The following is a 590-nucleotide window of genomic DNA, read 5'->3' as shown; positions in this document are numbered from 1 at the left end:
GATCGAATTGAAGGCATCTCCAGTTGGTTCTACATCAACTCGCTCTAATACATAAGAAATACCTCTGTTTAAACAAGCGGCTATAAAGCCGATTACTTTTGATATACTTTGTAAGGTGAAAGGTACCTCCCAATCCCCTGACTTTATCATTTTTCCATCTGGCTCTACTATACAAATACCTAATTGCGATAAATTTATCTTCCCCAAAGCGGGAATATAACTGGCGCTTTGTCCCTTAGAAGCATAGGATCGATAATGAGCTACCCATTGATCTAAGTAAGCTTTTTTTTGACTCTCAACTTGAACACTAGACTTCTTTATCATTTAACCATATTCCTCCGTACTATTAACGTTGTATAGAATTATTTTTTCTTTATTATAATCAATAATATTTGCACTAGAACCAAGAAAGATATTCAGACATATCACAGTCTGAATATCTTTCTTGTTACATACTTTTCTTTTTTGAAGTGTCCTGATAATGCTCCCAACCTTCAATGTTTTCAAGCCCTTTAATGCTTTCTTTATAAAAAATAGGATCTTTACCAGCTTTTTTCTGTTTCATGTAATCTTGTAACGCAGCAAAGGCC

The 590-nt window shown here is 34.4% G+C and carries 2 protein-coding genes; both read right to left on the bottom strand.

The window, feature by feature from the left end:
- Positions 1 to 324 (bottom strand): glutaminase (locus HRG09_RS28335; RefSeq protein WP_174104104.1); only part of this gene is annotated, 324 nt, incomplete at its 3' end.
- 124 nt (positions 325 to 448) lie between these two features.
- The coding region (locus HRG09_RS29785) for a hypothetical protein (RefSeq protein WP_174104103.1) at positions 449 to 590 on the bottom strand (142 nt) is incomplete at its 5' end.

Source organism: Bacillus sp. Xin1 (assembly GCF_013314535.1).
GTDB lineage: Bacteria > Bacillota > Bacilli > Bacillales > Bacillaceae_G > Bacillus_A.
Note: the sequence above shows the minus strand (reverse complement) of the source record. Positions and strands in the feature narration are given on the sequence as shown.